This is a genomic window from Ottowia cancrivicina, assembly GCF_029813755.1.
Lineage (GTDB): Bacteria > Pseudomonadota > Gammaproteobacteria > Burkholderiales > Burkholderiaceae_C > Ottowia > Ottowia massiliensis.
Map to the genome: position 1 here is coordinate 38,890 of NZ_JARVII010000012.1, position 25,490 is coordinate 64,379.

Annotated in this window: 23 protein-coding genes and 1 pseudogene; 15 read left to right on the top strand and 9 right to left on the bottom strand. The window is 67.4% G+C overall.

All coding sequences use genetic code 11. The annotated features are described in order from the left end of the window. Window positions 1-78: 78 nt before the first annotated feature. Together QB898_RS07220 and QB898_RS07225 are read right to left on the bottom strand one after the other, a co-directional pair. Window positions 79-1,374 (bottom strand): acetyl-CoA hydrolase/transferase family protein, encoded by a 1,296-nt coding sequence (locus QB898_RS07220; RefSeq protein WP_050714649.1) that lies wholly within the window; start codon window positions 1,372-1,374, stop codon window positions 79-81. A gap of 50 nt (window positions 1,375-1,424) precedes the next feature. After that, entirely contained in the window at window positions 1,425-2,450 is a 1,026-nt protein-coding gene (locus QB898_RS07225) for an ABC transporter permease subunit (RefSeq protein ID WP_279524402.1), read from the bottom strand. A gap of 235 nt (window positions 2,451-2,685) precedes the next feature. On the opposite strand from QB898_RS07225, the gene xth reads away from it, so the two are divergent. The 4 genes and pseudogenes from xth to QB898_RS07245 all read left to right on the top strand — a co-directional run. Next, complete coding sequence (gene xth, locus QB898_RS07230; protein WP_279524403.1) at window positions 2,686-3,468, top strand: exodeoxyribonuclease III; 783 nt, start codon at window positions 2,686-2,688, stop codon at window positions 3,466-3,468. A 95-nt stretch (window positions 3,469-3,563) separates the two neighbouring features. Next, complete coding sequence (locus QB898_RS07235) at window positions 3,564-4,085, top strand: hypothetical protein (RefSeq protein WP_279524404.1); 522 nt, start codon at window positions 3,564-3,566, stop codon at window positions 4,083-4,085. Window positions 4,086-4,149: 64 nt separating this feature from the next. Further along, window positions 4,150-4,524, top strand: coding sequence for a hypothetical protein (locus QB898_RS07240; RefSeq protein WP_102283958.1), 375 nt, complete (start codon window positions 4,150-4,152; stop codon window positions 4,522-4,524). 357 nt (window positions 4,525-4,881) lie between these two features. Then, a pseudogene (locus QB898_RS07245) lies at window positions 4,882-4,992 on the top strand (hypothetical protein); the annotation flags it as partial. 247 nt (window positions 4,993-5,239) lie between these two features. Here QB898_RS07245 and QB898_RS07250 read toward each other — a convergent pair. Further along, the gene (locus tag QB898_RS07250) at window positions 5,240-5,911 is read right to left on the bottom strand and encodes a CoA pyrophosphatase (protein ID WP_279524405.1); all 672 of its coding nucleotides are present in this window, start codon (window positions 5,909-5,911) and stop codon (window positions 5,240-5,242) included. 112 nt (window positions 5,912-6,023) lie between these two features. After that, window positions 6,024-6,341, bottom strand: a complete 318-nt coding sequence (locus tag QB898_RS07255; protein WP_279524406.1) for a DUF3579 domain-containing protein — start codon at window positions 6,339-6,341, stop codon at window positions 6,024-6,026. 196 nt (window positions 6,342-6,537) lie between these two features. On the opposite strand from QB898_RS07255, the gene QB898_RS07260 reads away from it, so the two are divergent. The 9 genes from QB898_RS07260 (at window position 6,538) to QB898_RS07300 (ending at window position 16,126) form a co-directional block, all read left to right on the top strand. Beyond that, window positions 6,538-7,746: an aspartate aminotransferase family protein gene (locus tag QB898_RS07260; RefSeq protein ID WP_279524407.1), complete on the top strand. Its 1,209-nt coding sequence runs from the start codon at window positions 6,538-6,540 to the stop codon at window positions 7,744-7,746. Beyond that, the gene (gene argF, locus QB898_RS07265) at window positions 7,743-8,672 is read left to right on the top strand and encodes an ornithine carbamoyltransferase (protein ID WP_279524408.1); all 930 of its coding nucleotides are present in this window, start codon (window positions 7,743-7,745) and stop codon (window positions 8,670-8,672) included. The genes QB898_RS07260 and argF overlap by 4 nt, the downstream gene beginning before the upstream one ends. 23 nt (window positions 8,673-8,695) lie before the next feature. Beyond that, window positions 8,696-9,079: a hypothetical protein gene (locus tag QB898_RS07270; RefSeq protein WP_199170983.1), complete on the top strand. Its 384-nt coding sequence runs from the start codon at window positions 8,696-8,698 to the stop codon at window positions 9,077-9,079. Then, window positions 9,048-9,755, top strand: coding sequence for a hypothetical protein (locus QB898_RS07275; RefSeq protein ID WP_279524409.1), 708 nt, complete (start codon window positions 9,048-9,050; stop codon window positions 9,753-9,755). The genes QB898_RS07270 and QB898_RS07275 overlap by 32 nt, the downstream gene beginning before the upstream one ends. Window positions 9,756-9,758: 3 nt before the next feature. Continuing rightward, the gene (locus QB898_RS07280; protein ID WP_279524410.1) at window positions 9,759-10,265 is read left to right on the top strand and encodes a hypothetical protein; all 507 of its coding nucleotides are present in this window, start codon (window positions 9,759-9,761) and stop codon (window positions 10,263-10,265) included. Continuing rightward, a complete protein-coding gene (locus tag QB898_RS07285; protein ID WP_279524411.1) occupies window positions 10,262-10,717 on the top strand; it encodes a hypothetical protein in 456 nt (151 codons plus the stop codon). The genes QB898_RS07280 and QB898_RS07285 overlap by 4 nt, the downstream gene beginning before the upstream one ends. Then, window positions 10,698-11,234, top strand: coding sequence for a hypothetical protein (locus QB898_RS07290; protein WP_279524412.1), 537 nt, complete (start codon window positions 10,698-10,700; stop codon window positions 11,232-11,234). The genes QB898_RS07285 and QB898_RS07290 overlap by 20 nt, the downstream gene beginning before the upstream one ends. Before the next feature lie 332 nt (window positions 11,235-11,566). Continuing rightward, window positions 11,567-13,798 (top strand): heavy metal translocating P-type ATPase, encoded by a 2,232-nt coding sequence (locus tag QB898_RS07295; protein ID WP_279524413.1) that lies wholly within the window; start codon window positions 11,567-11,569, stop codon window positions 13,796-13,798. Between the two features lie 222 nt (window positions 13,799-14,020). Then, on the top strand, window positions 14,021-16,126 hold the full coding sequence (locus QB898_RS07300; protein WP_279524414.1) for a hypothetical protein: 2,106 nt from the start codon (window positions 14,021-14,023) through the stop codon (window positions 16,124-16,126). A 384-nt stretch (window positions 16,127-16,510) separates the two neighbouring features. Here the strand turns inward: QB898_RS07300 and QB898_RS07305 are convergent, their stop codons facing one another. From QB898_RS07305 to yjgA, 5 genes are all read right to left on the bottom strand, one after another. Then, window positions 16,511-17,269, bottom strand: a complete 759-nt coding sequence (locus QB898_RS07305; RefSeq protein WP_102283949.1) for a YggS family pyridoxal phosphate-dependent enzyme — start codon at window positions 17,267-17,269, stop codon at window positions 16,511-16,513. Window positions 17,270-17,309: 40 nt separating this feature from the next. Next, entirely contained in the window at window positions 17,310-18,191 is an 882-nt protein-coding gene (rapZ, locus tag QB898_RS07310) for an RNase adapter RapZ (protein WP_279524415.1), read from the bottom strand. A 101-nt stretch (window positions 18,192-18,292) separates the two neighbouring features. Continuing rightward, the gene (gene recN / locus QB898_RS07315) at window positions 18,293-20,077 is read right to left on the bottom strand and encodes a DNA repair protein RecN (RefSeq protein WP_279524416.1); all 1,785 of its coding nucleotides are present in this window, start codon (window positions 20,075-20,077) and stop codon (window positions 18,293-18,295) included. Between the two features lie 3 nt (window positions 20,078-20,080). Further along, window positions 20,081-21,001 (bottom strand): NAD kinase, encoded by a 921-nt coding sequence (locus tag QB898_RS07320; protein WP_050714664.1) that lies wholly within the window; start codon window positions 20,999-21,001, stop codon window positions 20,081-20,083. Further along, window positions 21,001-21,639 carry a ribosome biogenesis factor YjgA gene (gene yjgA / locus QB898_RS07325; protein WP_102283946.1) on the bottom strand — a complete coding sequence of 213 codons (639 nt, stop codon included), beginning with the start codon at window positions 21,637-21,639 and terminating at the stop codon, window positions 21,001-21,003. The genes QB898_RS07320 and yjgA overlap by 1 nt, the downstream gene beginning before the upstream one ends. 305 nt (window positions 21,640-21,944) lie before the next feature. On the opposite strand from yjgA, the gene pmbA reads away from it, so the two are divergent. Then, entirely contained in the window at window positions 21,945-23,378 is a 1,434-nt protein-coding gene (gene pmbA, locus QB898_RS07330) for a metalloprotease PmbA (protein ID WP_279524428.1), read from the top strand. A gap of 461 nt (window positions 23,379-23,839) precedes the next feature. After that, a complete protein-coding gene (gene guaA, locus QB898_RS07335) occupies window positions 23,840-25,459 on the top strand; it encodes a glutamine-hydrolyzing GMP synthase (RefSeq protein ID WP_279524417.1) in 1,620 nt (539 codons plus the stop codon). Window positions 25,460-25,490 lie beyond the last annotated feature (31 nt).

The window sequence follows — 25,490 nt, forward strand, 5'->3', positions numbered from 1 at the left end:
GGCAGCATTGCGCCTTTTAATAAAAAGGCAGGAAACCGCCCTGCAAGGACTGGCTTCCTGCCTTTTGGGTGGAGCGGTTTACAGCAGATTCATCTTCTTGGCCGCTTCGGTCAGTTCATCGCGGAATTTGGGGTGGGCGATGCTGATGAGCGCCTTGGCGCGGTGCTGGGCGCTCTGGCCGCGCAGCTGGGCGACGCCGTATTCGGTGACGACGTAGTCGATGTCGTTTTTGCTGGTGGTCACGTGCGTGCCGGGCGTGAGCGTGGGGGCGATGCGGGAGATGGTGTCGTCCTTGGCGGTGGAGGGCAGCACGATGAAGGCCTTGCCGCCACGGCTGCGGTTGGCCGCGCGCACGAAGTCGGCCTGGCCGCCAGTGCCCGAATAGGGCTTGATGCCTTGCGATTCAGAGCCGCACTGGCCCAGAAAGTCAATCTGCATGGTGGCGTTGATGGCAATGAGCTTGTCGTTTTGCCCGGCCAGGTAGGGGTCGTTGGTGAAGTCCACGGGGTGCATTTCCACGGCGGGGTTGCGGTCCATGAACTGGTAGAGCTTTTTGCTGCCCAGGCCGAAGGTGGCGATCATCTTGCCGGGCAGGTAGTTCTTGCGGCGGTTGGTGATGACGCCCGCTTCCACCAGGGTCATGATGCCGTCGCCGATCATTTCGGTGTGCACGCCCAAGTCTTTCTTGTGGGTGAGCTGCATCACCACGGCGTCAGGAATGGCACCGTAGCCGATTTGCAAGGTGGCGCCGTCTTCGATCATGTCGGCCACGTATTTGCCAATGGCTTCCTGCACGGGGCCGATCTTGGGCAGGCCCACTTCAAGCACCGGGTCCTCGCTTTCGGTCAGGGCCGTGACTTGCGAGATGTGGATGTGGCAGTTGCCAGCGGCGAAGGGCACGTTGGGATTGACTTCCAGCACCACCGCGCGCGCTTTCTTGATGGCGGCCATCGTGTAGTCAGGCCCCAGGCTCAAAGAGAACCAGCCGTGCTTGTCCATGGGCGAGGCCATGCTGAACACCACGTCGGACTTGACCAGGCCCTGCTCGATCAGCGCGGGCAGCTCGGAGAAGTAGGCCGGCACGTAGTCAATCCAGCCCGCCTGCGCGCCTGCGCGCGAAGGGCCGCCCACAAAGTAAGCCAGGTGGCGCACGTTGCGGCTCGTTTCGGGATCGAAGTAGTCGTATTTCTGGATGGGCAGGATCTGGCCCACCGTCACACCTTCAAACTCGCGGCGCTGATCGCTCAGCGCTTTGAGCAGCGTGGGCGGCTCGGCCACGCCCGTGGGCACGACGATGGCGTCGCCGTTTTTCACAACGCGCACGGCGTCATGGGCGGAAAGGCGTTTTTGGGCATACAAAGCTTCAAAGCTCATGGTTGTCTCCTTGAAAGGTTATGGAAAAAACAATCCTTGCCTTCATCAACTCAGTCGAATTTGACGCGCGGATCCACCCAAACGTAACACAGGTCAGACACCAGCCGCGTCACCAGGCTGATGAGGGTAAACAGATACAGCGTGCCCAGCACCACCGGGTAGTCGCGCCGAATCACGCTTTCATAGCTCAGCAGCCCCAGGCCGTCGAGCGAAAACAGCGTTTCAATCAGCAGCGCCCCCGTGAAAAACGCGCCGATGAACGCCGCCGGAAAGCCCGTGACGATGGGAATGAGCGCATTGCGCAGCACGTGTCCATAGAGCACCTGCCGCTCGCCCAGCCCTTTGGCGCGCGCCGTGAGCACGTATTGCTTGCGGATTTCTTCCAGAAAGCTGTTGCGCGTGAGCATGGCCGTGGTGGCAAAGCTGCCCAGCACCATGGCCGTCACGGGCAGGGTCACGTGCCAGAGGTAATCGGCCACCTTGCCCCAAAGAGACAGCTCGTCGAAGTGGGCCGACGTCAGCCCCCGCAGCGGAAACCACTGCAACTGCCCGCCAAACACCACCAGCAGCGCCACGCCCAGCACAAAGCCCGGAATGGCGTAGCCAGCCAGCAGCAGCACGGTGGTCGCCAAGTCAAAGCGCGAACCCGCGCGCACCGCCTTGGCCACGCCCAGCGGCACGCTCACCAGGTAAGAGATGAAAAACGTCCACAGCCCCAGGCTGGCCGAAACCGGCAGCTTCTCGCGGATGAGCTGCCACACATCCTTGTTCTGGAAAAAACTCGTGCCCAGATCAAAGCGCGCGAACTGCCGCAGCATGATGAAAAAGCGCTCGTGCGCGGGCTTGTCAAAGCCATAGAGCTTTTTGATCTGCGCCAGCCGCGCCTCATCCACGCCCTGGCCGCCCCGGTAAGTGAGCGCGCCGCCTTCGGCCGCGCCGCCCGCCGCCTTGGCCTCGGCCAGGTACTGCTCCACCGGCCCGCCCGGCACGAACTGCAAAACGATGAAAGTCAGCAGCAGCACGCCCAGCAGCGTGGGCAGCATCAGCAGCAGGCGTTTGGCAATGTAGGCAGGCATGGCAAGGCTGACGGCCCGCCGCAGCGGCAGGCCTTGAATCCATCATGCCCCTAGCCTACTCCATTTCACTTCATTTTTGATAGCTGCCCGCGCTGATTCCACGGGGACTTGCGGCCGGTTTGGCCTTGAAACCCAGCGCCAGAGCCAGCCTTGCCGACAGCGCGGCCCATCCGCCCTGCTCCGCCTGCACGCCGCATCCGTTAAAAACGCCGTTTTGCCCCGCCCTGCCCGCGCCATGCGAATCGCCACCTGGAACGTCAATTCACTCACCGCCCGCCTGCCCCACGTGCTCGACTGGCTGGCCGCCAACCCCGTGCAAGTGTTGGCGCTGCAAGAGCTGAAGATGGCCGACGAAAAATTCCCGCACGATGCGCTGGCCGCCGCTGGCTACAGCGCCGCCGTTTACGGGCAAAAAACTTACAACGGCGTGGCGCTGCTGCTGCGCCAGCCGCTGGCGGCTGAAGACGTGACGCGCGGCATCAGCGGCTTTGCCGACGACAACGCCCGCCTCATTGCCGCCACCGTGCCCGCGCCGGGCGGGCCGCTGCGCCTGGTCAATGGCTATTTCGTCAATGGGCAAGAGCCAGGCTGCGACAAGTTTGATTACAAAATGCGCTGGCTCACCGCCCTGCACGGCTGGCTGCAAGCGGAGCTGGCGCGCCACCTGCGCCTGGCGCTGGTGGGCGACTTCAACATCGTGTTCGAAGACCGCGACAGCCATGACCCCGTGGGCCTGGCGGGTGCCATCCTGCACACCCCGGAAGAACGCGCGCACTTTCGCAGCCTGCTGAATCTGGGCCTGCAAGACGCCTTCCGCCTGTTCGAGCAGCCGCCACAAAGCTTTTCATGGTGGGATTACCGCCAATTGAGCTTTCAGAAAAACCGTGGCCTGCGCATTGACCACATTCTCATCAGCACGGCGCTTGTGCCGCAAGCGCGCGCCTGCGCCATTGACCGCGCCCCGCGCAAATGGCAGCGCCCCAGCGACCACGCGCCCGTGGTGCTCACGCTGGAATGAAAAACGGTTTTCTCCCCTTTTTCCGCTTATTGCCCGCCTGGCATTCGGCCCCGCTAAAATCCGCCCCCATTCACTATTGCCTTTCGGAAAACACCATGAAAAAAACACTGGCGCTCGCCCTGCTGCTTTCGCTGCCCATGCTGGTGCAGGCGCAGGATGGCGAGAAAAACAGCGGCCTCATCAAAAGCGTTTCCGGCGCCGTCTCTGGCGCAGTGCAAAGCGGCAAAGACATCATCAAGGGCGTCAAGCAAGGCTGGGACGAAGGCCGCCAGGGCGGCGCCAGCCTGGACGACGCCGTCATCATCCACGACCGCAAATTCAAGGATTACGTGGAAATCAGGATTTTCTCCGTCAATCTTGACGCCGGCGTGTACACCGTGAATATCGGCATCAAAAATAAAACCGACCGTATCGTCCGCCTCACCAACCTGATGGAACAGAAAAACCTGCAATTGCTGGACCAAGACAAATACGTGGCTTATTCCGGCTCCGTGGACAATGACATCACGGTGCCCAAAAGCGCTGCCATCAAATACACCTTTTATTTTCCCTCCAGCGCCCTTGTTTCAGCCGCGAAAACCCTGCGGCTGTACGAAGAAGACATTCCCCTGAATTAAGCGCCAGAAAACCGGGCGCCAAAAACCTTCATTTTCCCGCCTCAAACATCAAAGGAGAAACGCCATGAGCACCTGCGCCTGCGCCGCCGCTGCGGCCGCCGCCGCTGCCGCCAACCAGCCGCCCCACCAGCACGGCCCCGGCTGCGGTCACACCGCCATCCGTCACAACGGCCACGTGGACTACCTGCAAGAAGGCCACCTGCACCACCCGCATGAAGGCCGCGTGCAAGAGCACTCCATCGCCGTCTCCGACACCAACCCCGAAGGCTGCACGCCCCCTTGCGCCGGCCACGAGCCGGGCCACGTGCACGGCCCCGGCTGCGGCCACGAAGCCGTGCCGCACGGCAACCACATCGACTTTCTCGTCAATGGCCGCCTGCACCACCCGCACGGCGACCACTGCGATGACCACGGCCCCGTGGAAGTTGTCCAGGGCTGACCCTCGCCTCATCGCCCAAGCACGCAAGCCAGCGCCTTTCATCGCGAAGGCGCTGGCTTCTTTCTTTCCGGCCCCGCCTTCGCCTGCTCTCCTGCGCTCCTTCAGGAGCCTGTCCGCCAGCTCTCTTCACCCATCAATTCATTCGCTTCTTTTTCGATAGCTGCCCGTGCACGTTTCACTAGGACTATCGTCATTTCCGAGGCTGATTTTTCGCTATTCAAACGAAAGCAAAATCCGGACGAACGCCGCCGCATGCGCGCTGGCGCGCTCATCCGGGAACCTGTTCAGAGTCTGGCCGTGAGGGGCAAAAGAGCGTGAACGGCGCGCGAATGGCATCGCCAGCCCTGCGGCGGCAAACAGCAGCGCCTGATCCTGGCTCGCGCCCTGCTGCGCCGCCCTGCCCTGCTCTTTCTGGATGAAGCCTCCGCCCTGATGCGCAGGCCCTGTCTGGCAAACGCGCCAATCTGAGCCGCCTCATGCCAAATGCCCGCGCGGCGCTGCCCTTCAAAATGCAAAATGCGCGCGCCCGATGAACAAGGCGCAGCCTGCAAGCCGCTCCGCATGTCTGGCCACACCTGAAAAAGGAGCAAATTCAGGGGGTCGGAAATGCCATACCTCGCACATTCCATCGGGACTTCATGCTATCAAGAAAATAGCGAAATAACGCCGCCTGTTCCATGCCTTGCGCGCCCACGGACGGACTCTGAACAGGCTCTCAAGCCATCAAAAAGCGATACAGGTTGCGCAGCATGCCTGCCGTTGCGCCCCAGATGTAGTGCTCGCGCCCCGCTTCGTCCGTGTACGGCATTGAAAACCACTGGCGGCCATCGGCCATCTGGTGGCGGCGGTGGTGGGCCGGGTTCATCAAAAAGGCCAGCGGCGCTTCAAACACCTGCGCCACTTCATCCGGGTTGGGCCGCAGCGCAAAGCCTGGCTGCACCAGCCCCACCACGGGCGTGACGGCGTAGCGCGTGCCCGTCACGTACGCCGCCAGCTCGCCCAGCACCTGTACGTGGCGGCGCGCCAGGCCCACTTCTTCCTCGGCCTCGCGCAGCGCCGTGGCCGCCGCGCTGGCATCTTCCGCATCCGCCTTGCCGCCCGGAAAAGCCACTTGTCCGGCGTGGCTGGACAGGTGCGCCGTGCGCTGCGTCAGCAGCACTGTCATCCCTTGCGGGCGCTGTACCAGAGGCATCAGCACCGCCGCTGCCGCCAGCGGGCGGCTGGCGCCGGGCAGGTCAGGTTCGCGCCGCACTTCCGGCTGCCAGGCGGGCGGCGCGGCAAAGCGCTGGCGCAGCGCCTGCGGCGTCAGCCGGGCGGCTGCCACGGCGGGCAGGTGCGTGTCCACCCCACACACCGGAATCTGGCGCGGATCAAACAATGCATGCATGACGGGCTGTGTGACAGGAGCGCGGCACAAAGGGTGTGCGGAGCGCGGGCGCCGCCCCGCTCAAGCACATGGCAAGGCGCTGCGGCAATGGCTGGCTGGCGCGCGCCAGCGCTCAGTCTTCAGGCACCAGGCAGGCTTGCACCACCTGCAAGTCATTGTCCCTGGCGAAATTCATCACGAAATCCCAGGCCATAGGTTCATGCTGGCGCAGGGCGGCGCTCAGAACCACGCATTTGATGTTGTTCATGGTGGTCGGCACGCACCAGGGCGAGTAGCAAAGGCGCGCGTCAGACGGCGCGCTGCCCTTGGGGCGGAACTGGCTCATCACGCCAGCCAGGCGTTCGGCCCAGTCGCTGGGCCTGAAAGCGCGGCCCGAGCTGGTGATGCCCTGAATGAAAACCTGGCTGTCGGGTGAGCGGGGGGGTGCCATTGCGTATGCGGTTGCGGCGGCAAACGGGCGCTGCCGCCTGTTGTTCGCCTGTTGTTTTATGTGGCGATGGGTGTAGCAGAGGTGCAAAACCGGCGGATTTTACGCGGCAAGCCAAGGAATCGGGCCTGCCCTAGAATTCACGCGCCGGGCCGCGCTGCAAGCGGCCTGGCATCTTTTTTTGCAAGGAATCGTTGCCATGTCTGCCCCTGCCGAAGCGGCCTCGCCTCACACCATGAACACCTACGCCCGCCTGCCGGTGGCCATGGAGCGCGGCGCAGGCTGCCGCCTGTGGGACGTGAACGGCAACCGCTATCTGGACGCGCTGGCCGGCATTGCCGTGAACACGCTGGGCCACGCCCATCCGAAGCTGGTGCCCGCCTTGCAGGAGCAGGTGGGCAAGCTCATTCACTGCTGCAATTACTACCACGTGCCCGATGCCGAGCGGCTGGCGGCGAAGCTGGCCGCGCTTTCGGGCATGACCAACGTCTTTTTCTGCAACAGCGGGCTGGAAGCCAACGAGGCCGCCCTCAAGCTGGCGCGCAAATACGGCCACGACAAAGGCATTGCCAATCCGCAAATCGTGGTGTGCGAAAAAGCCTTTCATGGCCGCAGCATCGCCACGCTCAGCGCCACGGCCAACCCGAAAGTGCAAAAGGGCTTCGAGCCGCTGCTGCCCGGCTTCATCCGCGTGCCGCTCAATGACATTGAGGCGCTGAAAAAAGCCACTGACGGCCATCCGGATGTGGTGGCCGTGTTTTTTGAAACGATTCAGGGCGAAGGCGGCGTGAACCCCGCGCGCGCCGAATACCTGCGCCAGCTGCGCCAGCTTTGCGACGAGCGCGGCTGGCTGATGATGATTGACGAAGTGCAGTGCGGCATGGGCCGCACCGGCAAGTGGTTCGCGCACCAGTGGGCGGGCATCACGCCTGACGTGATGCCGCTGGCCAAGGGCCTGGCCTCGGGCGTGCCCGTCGGCGCGGTGGTGGCTGGCCCCAGGGCCGCCCACATCTTCCAGCCCGGCAACCACGGCACCACTTTCGGCGGCAATCCGCTGGCCATGCGCGCGGGCGTGGAAACCATCCGCATCATGGAAGAAGAGGGCCTGGTGGCGCATGCCGGCGAGGTGGGCTCGCATCTGAAAGAGGCGCTGCAAACGGCGCTGGACGGCACGGCGGGCGTGAAAGAAGTGCGCGGCCAGGGCTTGCTGATCGGCATCGAGCTGGACCGCCCTTGCGGCGCGCTGGCGCTGCGCGCCTTGCAGGCGGGCCTGCTCATCAGCGTGACCGCCGAGCGCGTGGTGCGCCTGGCGCCGCCGCTCATCCTCACGCAGGCCGAGGCGGACGAAATCGTCTCCATCCTCGTTCCGCTGATCAAAACCTTTCTGAAAGAAAAAGCCGCGCCATGACCGCACCCGCCCCCATCAGGCACTACCTTCAGTTTTCCGATTTCACGGCGGACGAATACGCCTACCTGCTGGAGCGCGCCGCGCTCATCAAGCGCAAATTCAAGGCCTACGAAAAACACCACACGCTCACCGACCGCACGCTGGCGCTCATCTTTGAAAAAGCCAGCACCCGCACGCGTGTGAGCTTTGAGGCGGGCATGTACCAGCTGGGCGGCAGCGTGGTGCATCTGACCTCGGGCGACAGCCAGCTGGGCCGCAGCGAGCCGGTTGAAGACACCGCGCGCGTCATCAGCCGCATGGTGGACGCCGTGATGATCCGCACCTTCGAGCAAGAGCGCCTGCAGCGCTTTGCCGCGCACTCGCGCGTGCCCGTCATCAACGGCCTGACCAACGAATACCACCCCTGCCAGATCCTGGCCGACATCTTCACCTACACCGAGCATCGCGGCTCCATCTGCGGCAAGACCGTGGCCTGGATAGGCGACGGCAACAACATGGCCAACACTTGGGCGCAGGCCGCCGCGCTGCTGGGCTTCGAGCTGCGCGTGTCCACCCCGCGCGGCTATGAAGTGGACACCGCGCTGGCCGCGCTGGACGGCGGCGGCAAGGGCTGGCAGAACTTCGCCGACCCCCGCCAGGCCTGCGCGGGCGCTGATCTCGTCACCACCGACGTGTGGACCAGCATGGGCTACGAAGCCGAAAACGAGGCGCGCCGCAAAGCCTTCGCCAACTGGCGCGTGGACGAAAGCCTGATGCGCATGGCCAAGCTCGACGCCCTGTTCATGCACTGCCTGCCCGCGCACCGTGGCGAAGAAGTCACCGCCGAAGTCATCGACGGCCCGCAATCCGTGGTGTGGGACGAAGCCGAAAACCGCATGCACGTGCAAAAGGCCCTGCTGGAATACCTGCTGCTGGGCCGCCAGTAATTTCTCTGCCCTTCCCCGCTCTCATGAGTTCCGCCGCCCTCGAAATCACCGCCGACACCCCGCCGGCCGCGCTGCTGGCGCACTTCGCGCCGCATCTGAAAATCGCCCACCAGCTTCCCGGGCGCGTGCGCCTGAAACTGAGCATGAAAGCATTGGACGGCATCAATTTCAGCGCGCTGGAAAGCAGCGCCGACGCTTTCTCCGCCGTGCTGGGGCAAATTCGCGGCGTGCGCGCCATCAAATGGAACCTGCTGGCGCGCTCCTGCACCGTGGAATACGACACGGCCATCATCCCTGATGCAGCCTGGCCCGACCTGCTCGCGGGCGCGGACAGCGCCGCCGCCCAGGCCCTGCACGCCATTCTTGAAGAAACCCATGCCAGCCTTCGCTGCGCCGCCAACGCCTGATGCAGCGGCCTGGCCGGCCACCGCCGCCGCGCTGCGCGCCGCCCTGCAAGACGAGCAGGCCGCCTACGCCTACTACAGCGCCGCCCTGGCCGCCTTTGGCAGCTACGCGCCCTGGCCCGCGCTGCACCAGGCGTGCGGGCAGCGCATCCAGTCGCTTGCGGCGGCCCTTGCCGCGCTGTGCCAGCCTGCGGGCATCGCGCCCATGACTGCGCCCATCGCCCCGCCTCGGCTGGGCGCGGGCTGGCGCGCCAGCATCGAGCGCGCCATGAACGGCTGCATTGCCAGCGCCGGCCTTTACCAGCGCCTGCAAACGGCGCCCGTCAGCAGCGCAGCCGCCCGCCTGTTCCAGCGCGCGCAGTCTGATCTGCTCACGCGCCACCTGCCCGCCTTGCAGCGCGCCTGGCAGGCCGCCGCCGACCTGGAGCGCTACCACGCCCTGCAAGGCATTGCGCCCGCCCAGGCCCACACCCGCCACGGCCTCATTGGCGACACCGTGGAGCAGCTGCTGGCCCTGCTTTCCCGCCAGGGCGGCCTGTTCGGCCTGGCGGGCGCCTTGTTGCGCGCCGCCCATCCGACGCTGCTGGCGGGGGCGTTCACCGGCAGCGCCGCCGTCCAGGGGATGCGACACGCGCGCACCCCAACCCACCCACCGCAACCCCACAACCAGGAGAACTGACTCATGTTGCCTTTGATTCCCTTCATCGCAGGCGCAGCCGCCGGCGTCGCGGCCACCGAGCTGTGGCGGCGCGGCAAAGTGCAAAGCGCCGTTCAGGCCGCCAGCGGCAAGCTGCGCGCCAGCGCCGCCAGCGGCCTCGAAAGCGTGCGCCAGAGCAGCGCCAACCTGCGCGAAACCGTGGCCGACGCCCTGCACGACAAATGGCAGGCCCTGCGCGGCGGCAAGCACGGCCAGGAGCAGGCCGGCCAGGCCGCTCCGGCCCAGCCCGCTGTCATACCCGCCCTGCCTGCGCCCGAAGACCAGGCCCGCCAGCCCGCCAAAGCGGACAAGGCGGCGCGGCCCAGCGCCCGCAAGCCCAGGGCGGCTGGCAAGCGCGCCGCCAAGCCCGCAACGAGCGCCGCCGAAGCCAGCGCGCCCGAAGCCGCCAGCGAACCGGCGCGCGCCGCCAAGCCCGCCCGCCGCCGCCCGCCGCGCAAAAAGGCTGCCGCCCCGGACTCTGCTGCTGAATGATGGCCGCCGCCCCGTTTGCCCCCGCCTTCGCCGCGCCCTGGCCCGCTGCGGATGCCGCCGCAGGCGCGCCCTGGCCCGCGTCTGCCTTGCCCGCATGGCCCGCGCCGTGGCAGGCCCAGCCTGCGCAGACAGGCGGCGCGCCCGCCGCCGTCGAGCAGCGCACCCTTGCCGATGAATTCGTGCGCGGCTTCGTCACCAGCGGCCTGCTCGCCGCCCTGCAAAGCCAAGGCTGCCAGCCCCGGCTGGACCGCCGCACGCTGCGCTTGGCCGTGCAAGGCGGCGCGGCGCTGGCCAGCGGCGTGGCCGCCATGCGCGCCCTGCGCGGCGCGCAATATGCCCAGGCGCTGCTCAGCGTGGCCGCAGGCGCTGCCGCCGTGGCCGCTGCCGAATACTTTTTGCAAACACCTCACCCTTCCAACCAGGAAACCGCTCATGGCCAAGAACCAGACTAACCGCGACAACACCCAGCAAACCTTCCAGAACAACGCCCAGCAGGGCGACTGGAACCAGTGGAGCGCCGGGCAGCAAGCCGCCGCGCAACAAGCCGCCCAACAGGCCGCTTACTGGGCCGCCCAGCAAGGCCAGATGCCCTGGGGCCAGCCCCAGCAGCCGTGGGGCCAGCAGCCCTGGGACGCCGCCTGGGCGCAAGGCGCACCCGGCTACGCCCCGGGCGCTTTCCCCGGCGCTTATCCGGGCGCTTTCCCCGCTGGCGCGGCCGCCCAGACGCACGGCACGGGCTGGCTGGGCTGGCTCAGCAACCGCCAGATGGAGCAATTCATCATCGGCCTCGTGCTCGGCGGCGCGGCCGCCTACGTGCTGGGCGACGCGGACAAGCGCGCGCGCCTGCTGCGCATGGTGATGAAGCTCTATGCCGGCGTGGCCGGCAGCGTGGAAGAGTTCAAGGAGCAAATCGCCGATCTCAAGGCCGAAGTGGCCGCCGAGCATGGCGGCTTTGCCGACGAAGACTGATCCTGCCCGCCCCGCAGGCGGCCTGCCGCATCTGGCCCGCTGCCTGCGGCCCGGCTCCAGCCCGCCCCCGCGCGCGCCGCCGTTCCACGCAGGCGCATCGCTGGCCCTGGCAAGGCCTGCAAAGGCAAGGCAAAGGCTGTTTTCGCTCCTTGATTGATAGCATGACCTCGCCGCCAATAAAGCGGCAACGGCCTTTTGGGCGCCCCTGAATTTGCTCCTTTTTTGGTGTCCGTTTCGCCCGCCTGAAAGGCCGCCGCCGCTGGCCCGCGCCTTCCGCCTTCTGCCACCCCGCCTGCGCGGCCCTCACCCACCCCTGCCGACCCGCCCCCGCCATGCCTTCCAGCCCCGCCTCCCGAAACCTGCCCGCGCAAGCCGCGCGCCTGTTCGCCTCGCTCACGCCCGCGCACCAGGGGCGCGGCCGCGTGCGCTACCGCTACCGCCTCACGCCCGGCCTGCCCGCGCTCGCGCCGCACGCGCTACGGCGCATGGCGCAAGAAATACCGGGCGTCACCCGCGTGCGCCTGAACACGGCGGCCCGCTCCATCGCCCTGCACTATGAGCCGGGGCGCACCGGCCCCGAGGCCATCGCCCAAGCCCTGCTGCGCCTGCCCGCGCTGGCTGCCACCGGCGCTTGCGGCACGGCGCTGGCGGCCGATTGCAGCCACGGCGAAGGCGGGGGCCTGATGGGCGCGGGCGGCGAAGTGCTCGCCAGCGCTGCCCTGCTGCTGACCACGCGCAAGATGCCCCAGTCGCTGGGCCGCCCCGCCACCCTGGCCGTCTCCCTGCCGCTGTATGCCGACGCGCTCAAAGACCTGTTCACCGAAGGGCTGAACTCCCACGTGCTCGAGGCCCTGGCCGTGGCCATCTCCACCGCCAGCGGCGATCAGCTCGCCGCCAACACCACCCTGTTCATGCTGGCGCTGGGCGAATACCTGGAGCACTCCATCGCCCGCCGCTCTGATGATTTGCTCAAGCACCTGCTGCACCCTGACGCGGGCAGCGTCTGGGTCGAGCGCGAAGGCAACGAAGTGCAAGTGAGCGCTGCCGACGTGCAAGTGGGCGACACCGTCATCTGCGCCGCCGGCAACCTCATCCCCGTGGACGGCACCGTGCTCGGCGGCGAAGCCACCGTGAACGAAGCCAGCATGACAGGCGAAAGCATGCCCGTCGTGCGCCGCCGGGGCGACACCGTGCTCTCCGGCACCGTGGTCGAAGAAGGCCGCGTGCGCGTGTACGCCGAGCGCGTGGGCACGGGCACCGCCAGCGCGCGCATCGCCAACTACGTACAGCACGCCCTGCAAGTCAAAAGCGGCACGCAACTGGCCGCCAGCCGCCTGGCCGACAAGCTTGTGCCCGGCGTGCTGGGCCTGGCGGGCGCGGCCTGGCTTTTCTCGGGCGACTGGCGGCGCGCCGCCGCCGTGCTCCAGGCCGACTACGCCTGCGCCCTCAAGCTCGCCACGCCCGTGGCCTTCAAATCCGCCATGTACGCCGCCGGCCGCCAGGGCCTGCTCTTCAAGGGCGCCGACGCGCTGGAGCGCCTGGCCGAAGCCGACACCTTCGTCTTCGACAAAACCGGCACCCTCACCACGGGCCGCCTGGCTGTTACCGACACCTTCGCGTATGACCCCAACTTCGGCCCGGCCGACCTGATCGACCTGGCCGCCTCCGTTGAAGAGCACTACTTCCACCCCCTGGCGCAAGCCGTGGTGGAAGCCGCCCGCCGCCAAAGCGGCCGCCATTTCGACCACGAAGAAGTGCGCTTCATCGCCGCCCACGGCGTGGCCAGCGTGGTGCAGGGCAAGCGCATCGTCGTCGGCTCGCGCCACTTCGTCGAAGAAGACGAAGGCATCGACATGAGCGCCTATCTGGACGACATCGACCGCCTCATGCAAGAAGGCAAAACGCCCCTTTACATCGGCTTTGGCGGCAAGCTGCTGGGCATCATCGGCCTGAAAGACACCGTGCGCGACAACGCCGCCGAAACCATCGCGCGCCTGCGCGCGCTGGGCGCCAGGCGCATCGTCATGCTCACCGGCGACCACGAAGACCGCGCCGCCGAACTCGCCCGCCATCTGCGGCTTGACGAATACCACGCCCAGCTGCTGCCCGAAGACAAGGCCGCCCTGCTCTCGCAAATGAAGGCGCAGGGCGCAAAAATCGCCTTCATCGGCGACGGCATGAACGACGCCCCCGCCCTGGCCGGCGCGCATGTGGGCATTGCCATGCAGCGCGGCGCCGACCTGGCGCGCCTGACCTCCGACATCGCCCTGCTCGAAGACGACGTAGGCCGCGTGGCCGACGCCAAGGCGCTGGCCGCCGCCACCATGCGCCGCATCGACGGCAACTTCAAATTCACCGTCGCCGCCAACACCGGCATCCTCGCCGCCGCCGCCGCTGGCTGGCTCACCCCCGTGGCCTCCTCCGTGCTGCACAACGGCAGCACCATCGCCATCTTGCTCAACGCCCTGCGCGGCGGACTGGCCAGCCAGGCCAAAAACGCCCAGGAAGCCAAAAACGCAGCCCGCGCCAGACGCGCAAAGCCAGCAGCCCCGGCCGCTGGCTGAACGCCGCAACGCCGCAAGGCCGCTGCCTCCTCCGGCAGCGGCCTTTTTCATGCCCGCCTCCGCCAGCCAGAGCCGCCCGCGTTGAAGCCGCTCAGGTGCTTGGCAACGTGTCTTTGAGGCGCCGGAAATGGCCGCAGAATCGGCGCCAAGCATGAAAATTGCATGCTTCACCGGCTTGACGCGCCATCGCCGTCTGCCAAAAACGCCCGACAACCGCCGCCCATGTCCTCCCGCCGCCTGGCCTTTCCCTTTCGCCTGCCCTGGCATCGCGCTTTCCTGGCCGCTGCGCTGCCGCTGGCGCTGGCCGGGCGGCAGCTGTGGCAGCTGCTGCAAGCGCCGCAGGAAGGCGAGGCGCCTGTTGCCGTGTCGCCCTGGAGCCTGCCGCTATGGGCGCTGGGGGCGGCTGCGGCCCTGCTGTGGCTGCTGTGGGTGCTGCGCTTTTGCCGCAAGGGCCGCGTCATCCTGGATGAAAACGCGCTCACCGTGCAGCACGCCGGTCAGACGCTGGTGGTGCCTTACGCCTGGATCCGCTCCATCAACTTGCTGCGCCGCGCGGGCTACCAGTGGCTGCGCGTGGAATACGAGGGCGGCATCGTGCGGCTGCCGCACGCCATGCTGCCCACCGGCAAGGCTTTCGACAAGCTGCGCCGTGGCCTGCGGCACATGGCCCGGCTCACGCGGCAGAGCACGCTCATGCAGGCCACCGATTCCTTCGTGGAAGTCGAAGACAGCCTGCCCGCTCCCGCCTCCACCACGCCGCCCCGGCGCGCGCGCCTGCTGCTGTGGCTGAACGCCTGGCTGGCCCTCACGGCCCTGCTGTGGTGGGTGGCGCTGGCCTGGCTGCCCACTGCGCCCAGCTTTGACAACGCCGTGCGCGAGACGCTGGCCCAGCAGTCCCGCCAAGCCTCGCCCTTCGGGCCGCAGTCGCTGGATGCCGGCCTGGGACCGGTCTGCCTGGCGCTGGATGACGAACCCCGGCCCGATGGCCGCTCCGCCAGCCCGGGCGGCATGGCCTGGCATGAAGACTTCATTGACGAAGCCGCCCGCCCGCAAGCCCAGGCCCAGGCCCGGCAAGCCGGCCAGACCGGCGCGGCCAGCGCCGCTGGCGACGGCGGCGCGGCCCTGCCTGATAGCGCCGCCGCCCCGGGCCGCCGCCTCCAGCAGCTGCGCGCGCTGGCCGACGCGGGCGTGCTGGAGCGCACCCGCATCAACATCCCGCTCAATGGCGCGCTCTACCCCGCCACGCGCTTTCGCCTCAGCCGCCAGGGCTGGGCCAGCAGCGGCTGGGACAGCCAGCCGCACTGCTTTGAACTCGGCTGGCGCCACTACCTGGGCCTGACCGGCTGGCACAGCGAAACGCCCGACAGCAACCTGGAGCGCAGCTACTACGCCGTGCGCGTGCGCACCGGCCCCAGCGCCAGCCAGACGCCCTACTGGGCCAGCCACCCCGCCGTGCAGCGCGCCTTTGCCGACACCCTGGGCCGGGCGCTGCGGCCCGAAATCCGGCAAATCGTCCTCGTGCGCGAAGCCAGCGGCTGGGCCGGCCAGCAAACGCGCGGGCGCGCCGCCCGCTCCGAAAGCGGCTGGAAATACTGGCAGCGCGAGCTGGAAATCCTCTACGGCAAGGCGCAGCGCCAGCTCCTGCTGGCCTGGATCGCCCTGCGCGGCGGCGGCGCGCCCAGCCAGACCGAGGCGCGCCAGGCCATCGAAAAAATCCACGGCGCGGCCGCCGCCAGCGCTGACGCCCAGAGCTGCCTGCACCTGCCCGGCCACCCTGACTGGCCGGTGGATGAAGAACTCAGCGCCCAGCCCGCGCGCTACAGCGTCGCCCTCTACGCCCAGGCCGAGCGCGCGCCCGAAAGCCGCGTCGTCACGCGCACCCTGCCCTACCTGCAACGCCTCAAGGAGCTGGGCGTGCTGCACAGCGAGCGCCGCAGCATCAGCGCCCGGCGCGGCCCGCAGGCCGGCCAGATGGTGGAAGCCGACGTGTACGAACTCACCCCCGCCATGCAGCCCGCCCAGCACCGCGACTACGCTTGGTGCCTGCCCCTGGGCGAACCCAAACTGGACATCATCGACCTTGACATCGCGCCCCCCAGCGCCTCTTACGGCCTGCTGCCGCGCTTTCGCTACCGCCTGCTGCGCACCTACCCCCACCCGCCCGACTGGGCGCAGCGCAGCGATTTGCAGGCCCGCTGGCCCGAGTTGCGCGACGCGCTTGCGCGCGGCCAGTTTTGCGAGGGCGAATTCACCTACGACATGGCCCGCCACGAAACCGCTGGCGGCGGCGCGCGCTGCCGCTGGGCGTATGACGCGGGCGCTTCCTGAAAACCCGTTCAAAGCCTTTCCGTGAGTGCGCGGCTCCGGACGCCCGCCCCAGGCCTGGCCGCGAAGGCTGCCGGAAGGCATCAGAAAAAGGAGCGAATTCAAGCGATCTAAAACGCCGCTTGCGCCCTTTCCACTAGGGCCTCATGCTATGAAACAAGGAGCGGAACAAGGGGCCAGCAAGGGAGGGAATGGCTTGCTGGCGGATGCCTGGCGCCGGGCTGTCATGCCCGCCCTGCCCCTGCGCCCTGCTCTCCCACGGGAGACGGCGTTTCAGCGGCCTGCCGGGCGGAGCTGGCCGCCCGGCGAGGATTGGCAAGGCCGCAGGATCTGCCCGGAGCCGCTTTTTTCGCGCTCACGGGCGGACGCTGCGAACAGAAGGGTTTCTCACGCCTTGCCTTCGGGCCAGTAGTGCGAGTCAGGCAGGCTGCGCGCGCCGAAGATGGCCTGGCCCACGCGCACGGTGGTCGCGCCTTCTTCAATGGCCCATTCAAAGTCGCCCGACATGCCCATGGACAGCTCGGCCAGGGCCGCGCCTTGCGGGGCGTCTTGCCGCAGGCGGTCGCGCAGATCGCGCAGCAGCGCAAAGCACTGGCGCACTTGCGGCTCGTCGGTGGTGTGCATGGCCAGCGTCATCAGGCCGCGCACGTTCAGGCTGGCGAAGGCGGGCAGCTCGCGCATGAAGGCCAGCGCCTCTTGCGGCGCCAGGCCGAATTTGCTGGCTTCGCCGGAAGTGTTGATTTGCACCAGCACGTCCAGGCTGCGGCCCAGCGCTTGCAGGCGCGCGTCCAGCGCCCGGGCCGCGCGCAGGCTGTCGAGCGCGTGAAATTCGCTGGCGAATTCGGCCACCAGCCGGGCCTTGTTGGTTTGCAGGTGGCCAATCAGGCACCAGCGCAAACCGGGCATGTCCTGGCGCATGGCCTGCCACTTGCCGTAGGCCTCCTGTACTTTGTTTTCGCCCATTTCGCGCACGCCGGCGGCCCAGGCCAGGCGTAGGCGCTCCTCGGGCACGGTTTTGCTCACGGGCAGCAGGCGCACGTCTTGCGGACTGCGGCCGCTGCGCTGGCAGGCGGCGTCCATGCGGGCGCGTATGGCGGCGATGTTGCGGCGCAGGTCTTCTTCGGTCAGGGCGGTTTCAAAGGGCATGGTTTTCGTGGGTGTTTTTGGGGAGAAGAAAGGCCGGGTTTCAGCCCAGCTCACGGTGGCGCGCCAGCGTGCTCCAGCGGGGGGCGAACTGGCGGGCCAGCTGCTCGGCCAGATAGACGGAGCGGTGCTGCCCGCCCGTGCAGCCAATGGCCACGGTGACGTAGCTGCGGTGGTCTGCGGCCAGGCGCGGCAGCCAGGTTTGCAAGAAGCTGGCGATGTGCTCTTGCATTTGCGCCACTTCGGGCTGGTGCGCCAGGTAATCGGCCACGGGCGCGTCGCGGCCCGTGAGCGGGCGCAGAGCCGGTTCGTAGTAGGGGTTGGGCAGCATGCGCACGTCAAACAGGTAGTCGGCGTCCAGCGGCGCGCCGCGCTTGAAGCCGAAAGACTCGAACACCAGCGTGAGGTGCGCGGCGGGCGCGGCGATCACGCTTTTGACCGCCGAGGCCAGCTGCGCGGGGCGGATGTGGCTGGTGTCAATCACATGGGCGCGGCTGCGCAGGCCGTCCAGCATTTCGCGCTCGCGGGTGATGGCTTGCGCCAGGGCGGGCAGGGCGTCGGCGTCGGCAGGGTGGATGGCCGAGAGCGGGTGGCGGCGGCGCGTTTCGGAAAAGCGCCGCGTCAGCGTTTCGTCATTGGCATCCAGAAAGATGACGCGCGCCTGCCCGCCCAGCGTTTTCAGCAGCGCGGGCAGCTGCGGCAGCGAGGTGCGGCTGCGCGCGTCAATGGCCACGGCCACGCGCCCCGTGCCCTGCATGGCGGGCAGGGCCAGAAAAGCCTGAAGCAGCTCGGGCGGCAGGTTGTCCACGCAGTAGTAGCCCGCGTCTTCCAGCGCGCGCAGGGCCACGGATTTGCCGGAGCCGGACATGCCGGTGATGAGTACCAGATCGAGCGCGGCGGCGGGAGCATCAGAAGCGGCGGACATGGGAGCCTTTCCGTATCAAAAAAGGAGCGAATTCAGGGCATCAGAAAACGGCATCTGCGCAGTTTCCACTAGGACATCATGCTATCGAACAAGGAGCGAATTCAGGCCGCATCATCCGCCACCCTATCCGCCGCACCGCCTTCCGCCCTGCCCTTTCGGGCGCGGGCTGTTTTCCGCGCGCCGCCCGCTTCAGGCGCTGCAAACTCCGCAGCGGCCGGGGCCTGCCCGGCGGCCAGCATTTCGCGCGCGTGGGCCAGGGTGGCGGCCGATTGGGGGTCGCCGCCGAGCATGCGGGCGATTTCGGCGTCGCGCGCGTCGCCTTCGGCAGCTTGCACGCGGCTGCTGGCGCCTTCGGCGCTGCTTTGCTTGCTGACGACCAGCTGCTGGTGGGCGCAGGCGGCCACTTGCGCCAGGTGGGTGACGCACAGCACTTGCCGGTCTGCGCCCAGCTGGCGCAGCAGCTGGCCGACGGTGACGGCCACGGCGCCGCCCACGCCGGAGTCCACTTCGTCAAACACCAGCGTGGGCACGCTGCCCAGGCGGCTGGTGGTGACGGCGATGGCCAGCGCCAGGCGCGAGAGTTCGCCGCCGGAGGCCACTTTTTCGAGCGGCCGGGGGCTGACGCCCGCGTGGGCGGCCACGAGAAAGGCCACGTTTTCCAGCCCGTGCGCGGCGGCTTCTTCGGGCGCGAGGGGGGGCAGTTCGATGACGAAGCGCCCGCCGGGCATGCCCAGGCGCTGCATGGCCTGGGTGACGGCTTCGGCCAGCCGGGGGGCGGCGGCGGCGCGCGCGGCGCTGGCGCGGCGGGCTTCTTGCAGCCAGGCGGCGCGGGCGGCTTCGGCGCGCGCTTGCAGGGCGGCCAGGTCGGCGGCGCTGTCCAGCCGCGCCAGTTCGGCCTGCCAGGCGGCCAGGGTGGCGGGCAGCTCTTCAGGCGTGCGGCGCCAGCGGCGGGCCAGCGAGAGCCATTGGCTCAGGCGCTCATCGACTTCGCGCAGGGCTTCGGGGTCGGTTTCGGCGCGGGCCAGCCAGCCGCTGAGCGAGTGGGCCACGTCGCCCGCTTGGGCGATGGCCGCTTCCAGCAGCTCGGCCAGGGGGGCGAAGTCAGGCTCGATGTGGCTTTGCGCCTGCAAGGCCGCTTGCGCCTGCTCCAGCGCGGCCAGGGCGTTGCTGCCGCCGCTGTCGCTGTCGCCTTGCAGGGCTTCGCGGGCGGTTTGCGCGGCGTCGATGAGGGCCTGGGCGTGGGCCAGGCGTTCGTGGCGTTGGTTGAGTTCGGCCCATTCGCCTTCGCCGGGGGCGAGTTTTTCGAGTTCGCCGATTTGCCATTGCAGGCGCTCGCGCTCTTGCGCCAGGGTTTCTTGCGCGGCGCGGGCTTCGTCCAGCTGGCGGGCTGCGGCGCGCCAGGCGTGCCAGGCGGCGGCCAGCGGCGCGGTGTCCAGCCGCGCGTAGGCGTCCAGCAGGGCGCGGGTGGCAGCAGGCCGGGTGAGGCTTTGCCAGGCGTGCTGGCCGTGAATGTCTACCAGCCACGCGGCGGCTTCGCGCAGCTGGGCGGCGGTGGCGGCCGAGCCGTTGATCCACGCGCGGCTTTTGCCGCCTGCGTCCACGGTGCGGCGCAGCAGCAGCGTGGCTTCTGGCTCAAAGCCCGCTTCTTGCAGCCAGGCGGCCAGGGGCGCGGGGGTGTCGAATTCGGCAGCCACTTCGCAGCGGCTGGCGCCTTCGCGCACGGACAAGGCGTCGGCGCGCGCGCCCAGGGCCAGTTGCACTGCATCGAGCAGGATGGATTTGCCCGCGCCGGTTTCGCCGGTGAGCGCCGTAAAGCCCGCTGAAAAGTCCAGCTCCAGCTGCTTGACGATGACGAAATCGCGCAGGCTCAGGTGTCGCAGTGCCATAGGTCAGACGGCTCCTTGGTTCCAGTGGAGTTTGTGGCGCAGGGTGTCGAAATAGCTCCAGCCTGCGGGGTGGAGAAAACGGGCCTGGTGCGGCGAGCGGCGCACCACGATGCTGTCGCCATGCTGCAAGGCGGCGACCGACTGGGTGTCAAAACTGGCGCTGGCTTGCGGGCCGCCGACCACGCGGATGACGATTTCCGCCGGATCGGCCAGCACCACGGGCCGGTTGGAAAGCGCTTGCGGCGCAATGGGCGCAAGCACCCAGCCCGGCAGCTGCGGATGCAGGATGGGGCCGCCCGCCGCCAGCGAGTAGGCGGTGGAGCCTGTGGGCGTGGCCACGATCAGCCCGTCGGCCCGGTAGCGGGCGATGAAGCGGCCATCGGCATGCGCTTCCAGCTCCACCATGCTGGCGGCCGCGCCCCGGTGCACGACCACGTCATTGGCGGCCAGCGCCTCGAACACGCAAGCGCCTTCGCGCAGCACGCGGCCGTGCATGAGCGCGCGCTCGTCGCTCTCGTAGCGCCCTTGCAGCAGCATGGGCGGCAGCAGGTGGCGGTATTGATCCAGCGCGATGTCGGTCACAAAGCCCAGCCGCCCCTGGTTGATGCCGATGAGCGGCATGCCAAACGGCGCCATCTGCCGCGCCAGCCCCAGCATGGTGCCGTCGCCGCCCACGGCCACGCCCACATCGGCGCGGCGGCCCAGCTCGTCCACGCGGGCCACGTCGCAGCCCACGGCTTCCAGCCACAGCGCGCGGGCGCATTCGGCTTCCACCAGCACGTGCAGGCCCAGCTCCTGCAAAAAGGCGTGCACGTCCAGCAGCGCCGCGCGCGAGGCGTGCAGGGCGCTGCCGCTGATTGATTCATGGTGCTTGCCCACCAGGGCCGCGCAGCGAAAAGGCGCAAAAGCAGGCGCTGTGCTCATCACGCGCGTTCTTCGTTCAACATGCCGCGAATGAGCTGGAAAAGCTCGCGCCAGGCGCGGCCCTGCCGCACGCCCTGGCCGGGCGCGCTGGCCACGGCGGCGGCCTGCGCGCGGTCTTTGCGGGCCTGGCGGATGAGGGCGCGCAGCTGCTGCGCGTCGGTCTGCGCAAAGCGCGCCATCCACTCGTTCAGCGCGGCCTGGCTGGCGGCGGCATCCGGGGCGGCCAGGCGCTCGCGCCAGTCTTCGGCGGCGTGCAGCAGCAGCGTGTCTTGCGCCGCGCCCTGGCGCTGCTGCTCCAGCGCGGCGTGAATGGCGGCAATGCCGTCTTCATCCAGCTGGCGCATGAGCTTGCCCACGTATTGGCTCTGGCGGCGGCGGCCTTCAAAGTCGGTGATGCGCGCCAGCTCCGCCAGCGCATCTTCCAGGCGCGCGGGCAGCGCCAGCGCTTCGCGCAGCGCCGGGCGCAGCGTCAGCAGCGCCTCGCCCAGCGCCTGCAACTGGGCGCTTTGCGCCTTCAGCTCGGTTTTGCTGGGCGCGTCGCCGCCTTTGAGGGCGCGCCGGTATTGCTCGTCCAGCTCGCTGCCTTCGGCCACGAACTGGCCGCGCACAAAATAGCCTTTTTTCGGTTTTCTCGCCATTTTTAAAAATCAGTGCCCATTCATTTTTGAAAGGGTATTCAAAATAATCTTCCGGGGCAGAATGAAACCCATGCCGAAAAGCCTGCTTGCATGCACTCTCCGGCCAGAAACATCATGTTTGCCAGCGCTGTTGCAACAGGCCCCGCAACGGCTGAAATCCGGCAGGGCGCGCGCCCGCCTTCTGCATGAAAAGCGCGTATGCCCGTTAATGATGCCCGCCCCCGGAAAAACCCATTGCATAAATGCCTGCGGCAATACTTTCACCAAAAGAAACCATGAGAAACCGCAAGTATGATAGCCGCACCATGCGCAAACCCGTGAACAAACCCGAAAAAACCGCTTCCGCCGCTTCTTCTTTTGCGCCTGCCGCCAGCGCGCAAACGCTGCCCGGCTTTACCCACAGCCGCGCCCAGTTTGAAGAACTGGCGGACGCCGCCATGAGCCATGCCCGCAAGCTGGGCGCCAGCGACGTGGCCGCCGACGTTTCCGAAAGCGCGGGCCTGTCAGTCAGCGCGCGCCAGGGCGAGCTGGAAACGGTGGAACACAGCCTTGACAAATCACTGGCCGTGACGGTGTACATCGGCCACAAAAGCGGCTCGGCCAGCACTTGCGACTTCTCGCCCCAGGCCGTGCGGCAAACCGTGCAGGCCGCCTACGACATCGCCCGCTACATCACCGAAGACCCGGCCAGCGGCCTGCCCGACGAAGCCGACGTGGCCGGCCCGCAGGCCGCCAGCCTGGACCTCGACCTGTTCCACCCCTGGAACCCTTCCGTGGAACAGGCCCTGGCCCTGGCGCTGGCCTGCGAGCAGGCCGCGCTGCAAACCAGCCCGCACATCAGCAACAGCGAAGGCGCCGGCGTTTCGGCCCAGCAAAGCCACTTTTTCAGCGCGCACAGCCACGGCTTTCGCGGCGGCTACGCCAGCTCGCGCCACAGCTTTTCCGTCTCCGTCATCGCGGGCCAGGGCGATGCCATGCAGCGCGACGGCTGGTTCAGCGCCGAACGCAACGCCGCCCGCCTGGCCAGCCCCGAAGCCGTGGGCCGCTACGCCGCCGAGCGCGCGCTCAGCCGCGTGGGCGCGCGAAAAATCAGCACGCGCGAATGCCCCGTGCTTTTCGAGGCGCCCCTGGCGGCGGGCCTGCTGGGCCACTTCGTGCAAGCCGTCAGCGGCGGCGCGCTCTACCGCAAAAACACCTTCCTGGCCGGCTCGCTGGGCCAGCCCGTGTTCGCCGGACACGTGGAAATCACCGAAAACCCCTTCATTCCCGGCGGCCGTGGCAGCGCCCCGTTTGACGGCGAAGGCGTGCGCGTGACGCCGCGCCAGGTGGTGCAGGCCGGCCGCGTGGCGGGCTACTTTCTGGGCAGCTACTCGGCGCGCAAGCTGGGCATGAAAACCACCGGCAACGCGGGCGGCTCGCACAACCTGCGCCTGTACTCGCGCCAGACCAGCGCACAAGACGATTTGCCCGCCATGCTGCAAAAGCTGGGCACAGGCCTGTTCGTGACCGAACTCATGGGCAGCGGCGTGAACTACGTGACCGGCGACTACTCGCGCGGCGCCAGCGGCTACTGGGTGGAAAACGGCCAGATCGCCTACCCCGTGCAGGAAGTCACCATCGCCGGCAACCTGCGCGAGATGTTCCTGAACCTGCAAGCCATTGGCGCCGACGCCTACACCTACGGCGCCAAAACCAGCGGCTCCGTGCTCATCGCCCGCATGAAGGTGGCTGGCTCCTGAAAGGCTGTTCAAAGCCCGGGAACCCATCCGCCGCACCCGCCAGGCAGCATCAAAAACAGAAGCAAATTCAGGCAAGTAAAAATGCTGCTCTGCGCAGTTTGCACTAGGACATCATGCTATGAATGAAGGAGCAAAATAAAGCCGCCCGCCCGCAGGCCTGCGGCTCATGCCCTGCCCGTTCCAATCCGCATTTCCCCCGCAGCCCGCCTTTGAACAGGCACTGAAAAGCCGCCCGGCTGGCGGCGGCGGAAACAAACCCGGCCTGCGCCCACAAAACACCGCGCCAGCTTCCAGCTCCATTGCCTGACTCCACCGCCCGGCTTCACCGCTGACTTCACCGCACGACTTCACCGCCTGACGCGCGGCAAGCGCGCGCCGCCCCAGCCGTACGCCCCAGCCGTACCATTCGCCCCTGCCTTTTTTCGCGCCGCGCGCTGCGGCGCCCCACGTTTTCTCAAAAAATGGCCCATCACAAAATCCTCATCCTCGATTTCGGCTCCCAGGTCACCCAGCTCATTGCCCGCCGCGTGCGCGAGGCGCACGTGTATTGCGAAGTCCACCCCTGCGACGTCAGCGACGAATGGGTGCGCCAATACGCGGCTGACGGGCAGCTCAAGGGCGTCATCCTCTCCGGCAGCCACGCCAGCGCCTATGAAGACAGCACCGACCGCGCGCCGCAAGCGGTGTTCACGCTGGGCGTACCCGTGCTGGGCATTTGCTACGGCATGCAAACCATGGCCCAGCAACTGGGCGGCAAGGTGGAAGGCGGGCACAAGCGCGAATTCGGCTACGCCGAAGTGCGCGCCCACAGCCACACCGCGCTTTTAAAAGGCCTGCAAGACTTCTCCAGCCCCGAAGGCCACGGCATGCTCAAGGTGTGGATGAGCCACGGCGACAAAGTGGCCGAACTGCCGCCAGGCTTTGCGCTGATGGCCAGCACGCCCACCTGCCCCATTGCGGGCATGGCCGACGAAGCGCGGCACTTTTACGGCGTGCAATTCCACCCCGAAGTCACGCACACCGTGCAAGGCCGGGCCATGCTGGAGCGCTTCGTGCTCGATATCTGCGGCGCCCAACCCGACTGGGTGATGCAAGGCCACATTGCCGAAGCCGTGGAATCCATCCGCCAGCAAGTGGGCAGCGAAGAAGTCATCCTGGGCCTCTCAGGCGGCGTCGATTCATCCGTGGCCGCCGCGCTCATTCACCGCGCCATTGGCGACCAGCTCACCTGCGTATTCGTCGATCACGGCCTGCTGCGCCTGAACGAAGGCGACATGGTCATGGACATGTTCGCGGGCAAGCTCCACGCCAAAGTGGTGCGCGTCGATGCCAGCCAGCTCTTTCTCGATGCCCTCAAAGGCGTGAGCGACCCCGAACAGAAGCGAAAAATCATCGGCAAGCTCTTCGTCGATGTTTTCAAGGCCGAAGCCGAAAAACTCAAAGCCAGCAACGCCACACGCAAAGGCGCCGCCTTCCTGGCCCAAGGCACCATCTACCCCGACGTGATCGAAAGCGGCGGCGCCAAAAGCAAAAAAGCCGTCGTCATCAAAAGCCACCACAACGTCGGCGGCCTGCCCGAACAACTGGGCCTGAAACTGCTGGAGCCGCTGCGCGATTTGTTCAAAGACGAGGTGCGCGAACTGGGCGTAGCCCTTGGCCTGCCGCACGACATGGTCTACCGCCACCCCTTCCCCGGCCCCGGCCTGGGCGTGCGCATCCTGGGCGAAGTGAAAAAGGAATACGCCGATTTGCTGCGCCAGGCCGACGCCATCTTCATGCAAGAGCTGCGCTCCACCATCGAACCCAACAGCGGCAAAAGCTGGTACGACCTCACATCCCAAGCCTTCACCGTATTCCTGCCGGTCAAGTCCGTCGGCGTGATGGGCGATGGCCGCACCTACGACTACGTCGTAGCCCTGCGCGCCGTGCAAACCAGCGATTTCATGACCGCCGATTGGGCGGAACTGCCATATGCGCTGCTGAAAAAGGTGTCGTCCCGAATCATCAACGAAGTGCGGGGGATTAATCGGGTGACGTATGATGTGTCTTCCAAGCCGCCTGCGACAATTGAGTGGGAGTGAGGGATTTCAAAGTCAAGAAGTTAATTCTTAA

Coding starts and splice junctions, on each gene's coding strand:
- QB898_RS07220 (WP_050714649.1), bottom strand. CDS start 1,374: ATGAGCTTTGAAGCTTTGTATGCCCAAAAACGCCTTTCCGCCCATGAC.
- QB898_RS07285 (WP_279524411.1), top strand. CDS start 10,262: ATGATGGCCGCCGCCCCGTTTGCCCCCGCCTTCGCCGCGCCCTGGCCC.
- QB898_RS07270 (WP_199170983.1), top strand. CDS start 8,696: ATGAGTTCCGCCGCCCTCGAAATCACCGCCGACACCCCGCCGGCCGCG.
- QB898_RS07290 (WP_279524412.1), top strand. CDS start 10,698: ATGGCCAAGAACCAGACTAACCGCGACAACACCCAGCAAACCTTCCAG.
- QB898_RS07250 (WP_279524405.1), bottom strand. CDS start 5,911: ATGCATGCATTGTTTGATCCGCGCCAGATTCCGGTGTGTGGGGTGGAC.
- QB898_RS07300 (WP_279524414.1), top strand. CDS start 14,021: ATGTCCTCCCGCCGCCTGGCCTTTCCCTTTCGCCTGCCCTGGCATCGC.
- guaA (WP_279524417.1), top strand. CDS start 23,840: ATGGCCCATCACAAAATCCTCATCCTCGATTTCGGCTCCCAGGTCACC.
- recN (WP_279524416.1), bottom strand. CDS start 20,077: ATGGCACTGCGACACCTGAGCCTGCGCGATTTCGTCATCGTCAAGCAG.
- QB898_RS07320 (WP_050714664.1), bottom strand. CDS start 21,001: ATGAGCACAGCGCCTGCTTTTGCGCCTTTTCGCTGCGCGGCCCTGGTG.
- xth (WP_279524403.1), top strand. CDS start 2,686: ATGCGAATCGCCACCTGGAACGTCAATTCACTCACCGCCCGCCTGCCC.
- pmbA (WP_279524428.1), top strand. CDS start 21,945: ATGCGCAAACCCGTGAACAAACCCGAAAAAACCGCTTCCGCCGCTTCT.
- rapZ (WP_279524415.1), bottom strand. CDS start 18,191: ATGTCCGCCGCTTCTGATGCTCCCGCCGCCGCGCTCGATCTGGTACTC.
- argF (WP_279524408.1), top strand. CDS start 7,743: ATGACCGCACCCGCCCCCATCAGGCACTACCTTCAGTTTTCCGATTTC.
- QB898_RS07295 (WP_279524413.1), top strand. CDS start 11,567: ATGCCTTCCAGCCCCGCCTCCCGAAACCTGCCCGCGCAAGCCGCGCGC.
- QB898_RS07275 (WP_279524409.1), top strand. CDS start 9,048: ATGCCAGCCTTCGCTGCGCCGCCAACGCCTGATGCAGCGGCCTGGCCG.
- QB898_RS07305 (WP_102283949.1), bottom strand. CDS start 17,269: ATGCCCTTTGAAACCGCCCTGACCGAAGAAGACCTGCGCCGCAACATC.
- QB898_RS07260 (WP_279524407.1), top strand. CDS start 6,538: ATGTCTGCCCCTGCCGAAGCGGCCTCGCCTCACACCATGAACACCTAC.
- QB898_RS07235 (WP_279524404.1), top strand. CDS start 3,564: ATGAAAAAAACACTGGCGCTCGCCCTGCTGCTTTCGCTGCCCATGCTG.
- QB898_RS07240 (WP_102283958.1), top strand. CDS start 4,150: ATGAGCACCTGCGCCTGCGCCGCCGCTGCGGCCGCCGCCGCTGCCGCC.
- QB898_RS07280 (WP_279524410.1), top strand. CDS start 9,759: ATGTTGCCTTTGATTCCCTTCATCGCAGGCGCAGCCGCCGGCGTCGCG.
- yjgA (WP_102283946.1), bottom strand. CDS start 21,639: ATGGCGAGAAAACCGAAAAAAGGCTATTTTGTGCGCGGCCAGTTCGTG.
- QB898_RS07255 (WP_279524406.1), bottom strand. CDS start 6,341: ATGGCACCCCCCCGCTCACCCGACAGCCAGGTTTTCATTCAGGGCATC.
- QB898_RS07225 (WP_279524402.1), bottom strand. CDS start 2,450: ATGCCTGCCTACATTGCCAAACGCCTGCTGCTGATGCTGCCCACGCTG.